The following is a 6,661-nucleotide window of genomic DNA, read 5'->3' as shown; positions in this document are numbered from 1 at the left end:
TTTTGCAATATTTAATTCTATTTTATTTTTATTATTCATAACAATCTTCATTAAGTTCAAAATAATAAAATGTACCTTCAAACCATGTTGATAATTTTATAAATGAATTATTTTTTCCTATATACATTACATTATTTGTGATTATATATAAATTATTAATTTGATTTCTCTTAAATGTCTGATTTACACCAGGAATTCCTTTTCCACGATAATGATGACCTGTTACACTTGCATGGATTTTACCTTCTATTATTTCTTGAAAAAATATTTCATTCTGATCCAAATTTACTAATTTTTTGAAATATTCAACCCCTTTCGACCATTTTGAATTGTTTGGAGTATCAATTAAACTTCGGAAAACTCCTACACCAAAATCAATAAATGAAAATTTTACAATTTTATTTATTTTATCATGATCAACAGAAAGCCACCAATGTTTAGCCTCTATTTCTTTAAGTCCCTTCGCATGACTAACAGTGTTATGCATAATTTCTTGTAAAACTCTATATGCTCCTTTAGGATGTGAATATTTGTTTAATATTGTATTTGAGGCTCCTAGCAATATTGTTCCTGCTAATTCACTATCGACAATTAAGTTTCCATGTGTATGTATTGACTTACTATCCCCAATGTTATAATCTTTACTAGATGAAATATTTTCATTTAAATGATCAAAAAATTTTGATTCAAAGAGAATATTCCTTGCATTTTTTGATTTTGGGAAATTCCCGTTAAACTTTATTTTATTTGCTTTAAATTTAATCATTATGGACAACAAAATAACTATGGCATCATGTCCAATTTCTATAACACTCGAAAGATCAACAAACACTTTTTCTCTTTCATTATAAGATCTTTTAAGTTTGTTTATAAATTCGATTACTTGATTTGGGTTATTTATTAGGCTTAACACTTTTGGTGCAAATACATTTGTATAATCAATATTAGATCTTAAATCAGTAAATAACTTTTGTTTTTGCTTCTTTATATAATAGTTTCTAAATTTATCTACTTCAGAAATACTATTATTTATTTTATTTCTTATTTTCTTTTTTACCTTGAATTTAAGAATTCTTTTGTTCTTCTTTTTATCTCTGTTAATTTTTATATTTTTTTTCGATTTCATTGATTCCTCCCTTCCACTATCCCAATCTCCTCCTCACTCAATCCATACATCTCATAAATCAACTGATCGATCTGGTTTTCGAGAGCTATAGTATCTGAATAGTCTTTTTTACTTCCAATAATCTTCATTGATATTTCTGAGATTATTTCTTTCTGTTCAGTTGTTGCTTTGTAAATTGGTGTTTGGCTTACATATGAAATTTTAAGCCTTGCAAATCCTCCTCTTACAAAATCACAGGTGTTCTTTAAAATGAATTTTGATACAGAAGAATTTAAAAAGCCTAATAAATAAAGGTCATTTGTAATGATCATTTGATTATTATCATTGCCATAGAAATTCTCTTGATCAAATCCAAAGCTTGTAATTTCACTACTTATTCCTGGCCATAAGATTTTTGCCTTCTCAAACTCTTCATAATAATCCACCGCATCTTGGATTTCATACCATTTATAGGTTCCAGGCTTTCTGCCTTTCCAATTACTTCCTTTAAAGTCTTTAGGTTTTGGCTCAAGTCCTTCTCTAAAACCTTCCAAATAGGAAAGTATTGTTGAGTAATTTTCTATAGCTATTCCTCTTCGAGTAAAAATCAGAAACTTATCACTCTTTGGTTGCTGATAGCGTTTGATGTCTCTTCCTGCCAAAAATGGCTTGATCACTTCTGCACTTCTTGGATCTTCGGCGATCAGCCTGTCTTTCGTTTCTTGGTCGATTACAAAGGCTTCATTTAACCCAGTAAGAACACCTCGATAGATTTTCCCTTCCACATACTCAGAAAGAGGAACACCTTGAGATTTTAGCTTAAGAAGTAGTTGTTGTGATTTACTGTCGGTCAGTGTCCAGCCATCGGCTGAAAGTCCTACTGTTAGGACCTCGATACGATTATCATCTAAATAATTATTCATTCCAAGAGGGAAATCCAGAGTATCTAGATTGACAGCGGTGAACTTCTCATTCGGAATGTTTTTGCTTATTCCTATTATAAGCGGATAGGTAGTGGCTTCTTCAAAAACTTGCAAATCCCCAAAGTCCAGCAATTCATGTATTTCGAAGGTTTTGACATAATTCCGGAGTGCTTTCCCATAGCCGGCTCTCATCCATTTATTAGGAATGATAAAGACAAAATTGCCTGAGTTTTTAAGCAAGGTCATGCTCAGCTCTACAAAATAGACATAGAGATCTGCTGTACCTGCGTAAGTTGTAAATCGATCTTGCAAGTATGGTTTCAATGCCGAAAACTCCTCCTGCCTGATATAAGGTGGATTCCCAATCACAACATCAAAACCAACAAATTCACCAGCATCATTCAGCACTTCAGGGAATTCAAATCGCCATTCAAAAGCATTTTCAAAAATTTGGTTTGCTTTGATTTCTTCGATTTCAGAGTCCAGTTTATTCAGTTCAGCGGTGACCTTTTCTACTCGTACCAGTCTGATTTTTTTATCCTTTGGGGTTTCTTCGAAGAGTCCCGTTTGCATGGTGAGGTTGTAGAGTTCGCCTCCAAGCGCTGCTTTCTTTTTGATTTTGGGATCATTCTTAGCTATCTCTGAACGGAAGTCAGACTTGATGGTGTTGATCAAACTTTCCATTTCCCGCTTTTCTTCCTTGCTTTCGGCATTACGATAGCGATCCACAGCCAAGCGATAGGCATCGATGGAGAATTTACTTTTCTTTAATGCCTGACTTAGATCTTCATCCAGTGCAAAACGGGAAACTAGAGAATTCCCACATTTGATATTGATATCGATATTGGGGAGAGTTTCCAATTCCCTCACAAATCCCTCACCCTCAATCCCTCTCCCGAAGGAGAGGGAGGATGGCTCCTCTCCCTTGGGAGAGGCGGGGGTGAGGGTTTTGTAATACGCACTCTTCAGCAATTCTATCCACAGTCGAAGTCTACATATTTTGACAGAATTAGGGTTGATATCTACCCCAAAAAGACAGTTTTCTATAATGGTCTGCTTCTCATGAAATAGTGTTTCCTGAATGCGTTGGGATTCTTTATTGCTAGGATTATATTCAAATAGGTCACCATCTTCATCCGTAACGATCAGCTCATCATTGACTACTTCTACATGATATTCCTTGAGTCGTTTTCCTGTTCGGTCTTGGAGGATTTTGAGATCATTCTTTACCGCAATGATTTCATTGAGCGCAGAAACCAAGAAATGCCCAGAACCAACGGCAGGATCACAGATTTTGATGGAGTTGACAATTGAGTTAGCCTCTGCATACGAGAAGAGTTCGTTTGGGCCGATGATATCATAGACGTCGGAGAGCGAATTTATTTCTCTGGTTTTTTGACCCTCACCCTCGATCCCTCTGATGATAATACCCTCACCCTCGGTCCCTCTCTTGATAAAACCCTCACCCTCGATCCCTCTCCCAGAGGAGAGGGAGGAGTGGATCTTCTCCGAATGGTGTTTTACTGCTTCAAAGATTTTTTCGGTTTCCCAAATTGCTTCTTCGTTTGAAAATCGAAGGATTGTAATCCCTAACTCATTTAGTTCATAGGATCTTCCTTCATCATATTCTTTTTGTCCAATGTCCTCGTGATATCCACCGTCCAATTCTATTCCCAGCATCAGTTCGTTACAAAAGAAGTCGAGAACGAATTTCTGGTCAACTGGATGTTGCCTTCTGAATTTATAACCAAGTAATTTCCTGTTTCTAACCAATTGCCAAAAAAAGTCTTCTGCTTGGGTAGGATTTTTTCTCATTTCCCGTGCATGCTGAAGCAGAACTGGATCAATTTTTTTAATATTTCCCTCTCCCTCAATCCCTCTCCCAAAGGAGAGGGAGGTGTGAGAATCGGATCTTGGCAATTCCCCTCTCCTCGAAGGAGAGGGGTTAGGGGTGAGGTTTGTATTCTTTGCAGAACGAGCAGGATTTTGGCTGAGGTTATTTAAAGCTTCCCTAAACTTTTGCAGCACAGCCCTTCGAATCGTCTCCCGGCACATGTACATGGTAATAAATCCCGGAGTAAAGAATGATCCGTCCTTGTACCCGTTGATTTTTTCGAAGATCAAACCGAGTACAGAAGCGTTGATCAGGGTTTTATTGTCTTCTTGGATTTCCTCTGAGCCTTCACTGGCAAAGTCGTAAGCATCCAAAAATTTAAAAAGGTATTCAAGCGTAGTGAGTGATCCAGTGAGTTTTTTTCCTTGCTCATTTTTCAATACCGTAGATGAAATGACTGGAATGGTCTTTTCATTTTTCAGGAAATTGATCATGATCGTCTTTTGCTCCATCGGCGTAGGCTCAAAAAGCGAGGAATTCAGGTAGGGGACTTTCGCAAAAAGTGCCTTGACATCTTCATTTCTATCCTCAGTCTTCTTTGCCAGAACTTGGAAAAATAGGGAGTTCAGATCATCCCAATCATGAATGTTTTTCTTGTTTAAAAACGCATATGATTTGTCCCCCTTATGATAGGTGATTAATTGCGCTTCCAGCAGTTTTAAGAAAAGCACTCGGTTGATCCAAGTGATGCTGAGTTCCAGTCCTACATTAAATAGACGTTCCTGAGTTGTATTGCCATATTGACTTGGCTTTTCGAGTTGACCAAGCTTGTCCAAAGAATCCAGTTGAATTATTGCATCTTCTAGGATACTTCCAGAATTGCGCTCTCCAGCTTTGCTTCTTCCGATTAGTTTTTTTCCGCCTTCCTTTGTTTCCGTAAGCCCAATGATATGAAGCAATTCACTATAAAATCGTTTGTCCAGACTATTGCTATCATTGGCAAAAGGAAGCTTCAATAAATGCTCAGGAGAAAGGAGTTTATAGAGCGCGATTAGTTTCGAATCATCCTTTTTATCGGCGTTACGAAGCGGCTTTTCATAGCTTCGGATGTCAAAATAGGTGAAGTCAATCTGTGCTTTGACTTTCTCAATTTCTGGTTCGGCAATGTGTTTATAGAAAAAATCCGTTTTAACCTCGGATAATCTACCCGCTTCAAAGTCTTCGAATTGCTTGACCAACCCTTTGTTCTGTGCAAAATTCCTGTCAAAAACCTGTGCATCGAAGATAAACCACTCGTTGATGTTTGTTACTATCAAGTGTTTTACCTCAAGGTTCTTGTGAGTAATTCGCTCGCGCAGGTAGTACAAAACCAATTCCTGAAATGCTTTATAATTGATATTTGATGCACTGAGCATTTGCTCACTGGGCGTATTGCTTTTATCTGTGTTCGCGAATGCCTTCGGCATTTCCGACTTATTAGTGGGCTTTTTAGCTTCTATTATTACCCCAACGGTGGACTTTGCCTTGTCTCCATTATGGATTACTAAGTCATTTCGACCTTTGGTATTAATGTAATGATTGGGATCGTAGTAGGTCTTTTTAAGAAAATCGATAACCAGATTTTTATGAAATTCCTCAGATTCTATCTCATTGCTATGATCAATTAGTTGGATCAGGTTTGACTTAAACCCCTCTATTTCTGTACGGTTGGGCTTTACTTTGAGGAATGCTTTATTGAGTGCTTGTTTGGGCTTAAGAATTGTAAATGCCATTCGAAATTGTCTTGCTTAAAAAACTGAAACCAAGATAATTTTTTTTAACTAAGCCAGCAAGAGTTCAGAATTTCTTTTTAAAGTTTTAGCGACAATTGGCTTGAATTTGAAATTCGGTAGAATACATGCAGTCCTTTCACAGCTCAAGACAGACTAAACCATCCGAGACTAGTATAAACATAATCTGAAGACATGATTCATGTCATGACTTATTCTTTTTCAATTGGTTAAATTGGATTTATTAAACCAAAAACAGTATACCATGGAACTGAAAGATAAAATTGCAATCATTACTGGTGGAGCAGGCGGAATCGGACTTGCCACTGCTAAACTTTTTCTGAAAGAAGGTGCAAAGGGAATTGCTTTGGTGGACTTCAGTCAGAAGAACCTAGATGAGGCTAAAAAGGAACTTGAAGGAAAAAATGTCCTTTTCATTCAGGCTGACGTGTCCAAAGCTGCTGACGTGAAGCGATACACAGATGAGGCACTCAAAAACTTTGGGAAAATCGATGTGATCTTCCTCAATGCAGGGGTAGAGGGTGTGGTCAAGCCGATGTCAGAATATCCTGAGGAAGAATTTGATCATGTAATGGGCGTCAATGTCAAAGGAGTTTGGTTGGGGATGAAATATGGATTTGCTGCTCTCAAACAAGGAGGCGGAGGTTCAGTAATTATCACTTCTTCGGTGGCGGGACTTCGGGGAACTGCTCAAGTTTCAGCCTATATAGCCAGCAAACATGCTACGATAGGATTGATGAGAACGGGAGCTTTGGAAGGTGCGCCTGATAAAATTAGGGTAAATTCTATCCATCCCTCTCCGGTTGATAATCGGATGATGCGTTCTTTGGAAGAAGGTTTTGCACCGGGAGCTGGTGAAGCGGTAAAAGAAAGTTTTACCAAAATGATTCCTCTTGGTCGCTATGCAGCTAATGAAGACATCGCAGAAATGGCTCTCTTCTTGGCATCAGACCGAAGTAGGTTTGTGACTGGATCAATCAATGTGGTTGATGGAGGATTTACAGCTTAG

The 6,661-nt window shown here is 37.6% G+C and carries 3 protein-coding genes; 1 reads left to right on the top strand and 2 read right to left on the bottom strand.

Annotated elements, in window-relative coordinates:
- Positions 1-31 precede the first annotated feature (31 nt).
- Both BVC88_RS20805 and BVC88_RS21505 read right to left on the bottom strand, forming a co-directional pair.
- A complete protein-coding gene (locus BVC88_RS20805; RefSeq protein ID WP_075352664.1) occupies positions 32-1,126 on the bottom strand; it encodes a hypothetical protein in 1,095 nt (364 codons plus the stop codon).
- Positions 1,123-5,634 carry a DUF7149 domain-containing protein gene (locus BVC88_RS21505; RefSeq protein WP_245803698.1) on the bottom strand — a complete coding sequence of 1,504 codons (4,512 nt, stop codon included), beginning with the start codon at positions 5,632-5,634 and terminating at the stop codon, positions 1,123-1,125. Before BVC88_RS21505 ends, BVC88_RS20805 begins: the two co-directional genes overlap by 4 nt.
- Positions 5,635-5,896: 262 nt before the next feature.
- Between BVC88_RS21505 and BVC88_RS20780 the strand changes: the two genes are divergently transcribed.
- Complete coding sequence (locus BVC88_RS20780; protein ID WP_075352663.1) at positions 5,897-6,661, top strand: SDR family NAD(P)-dependent oxidoreductase; 765 nt, start codon at positions 5,897-5,899, stop codon at positions 6,659-6,661.

The sequence above is a fragment of the Algoriphagus marinus genome, assembly GCF_001936475.1.
Taxonomy (GTDB): Bacteria; Bacteroidota; Bacteroidia; order Cytophagales; family Cyclobacteriaceae; genus Algoriphagus; species Algoriphagus marinus.
Note: the sequence above shows the minus strand (reverse complement) of the source record. Positions and strands in the feature narration are given on the sequence as shown.

What these genes read in the sequence shown, in the direction of transcription:
- BVC88_RS21505 (WP_245803698.1), bottom strand. Translation starts at nt 5,634, where the DNA reads ATGGCATTTACAATTCTTAAGCCCAAACAAGCACTCAATAAAGCATTC.
- BVC88_RS20805 (WP_075352664.1), bottom strand. Translation starts at nt 1,126, where the DNA reads ATGAAATCGAAAAAAAATATAAAAATTAACAGAGATAAAAAGAAGAAC.
- BVC88_RS20780 (WP_075352663.1), top strand. Translation starts at nt 5,897, where the DNA reads ATGGAACTGAAAGATAAAATTGCAATCATTACTGGTGGAGCAGGCGGA.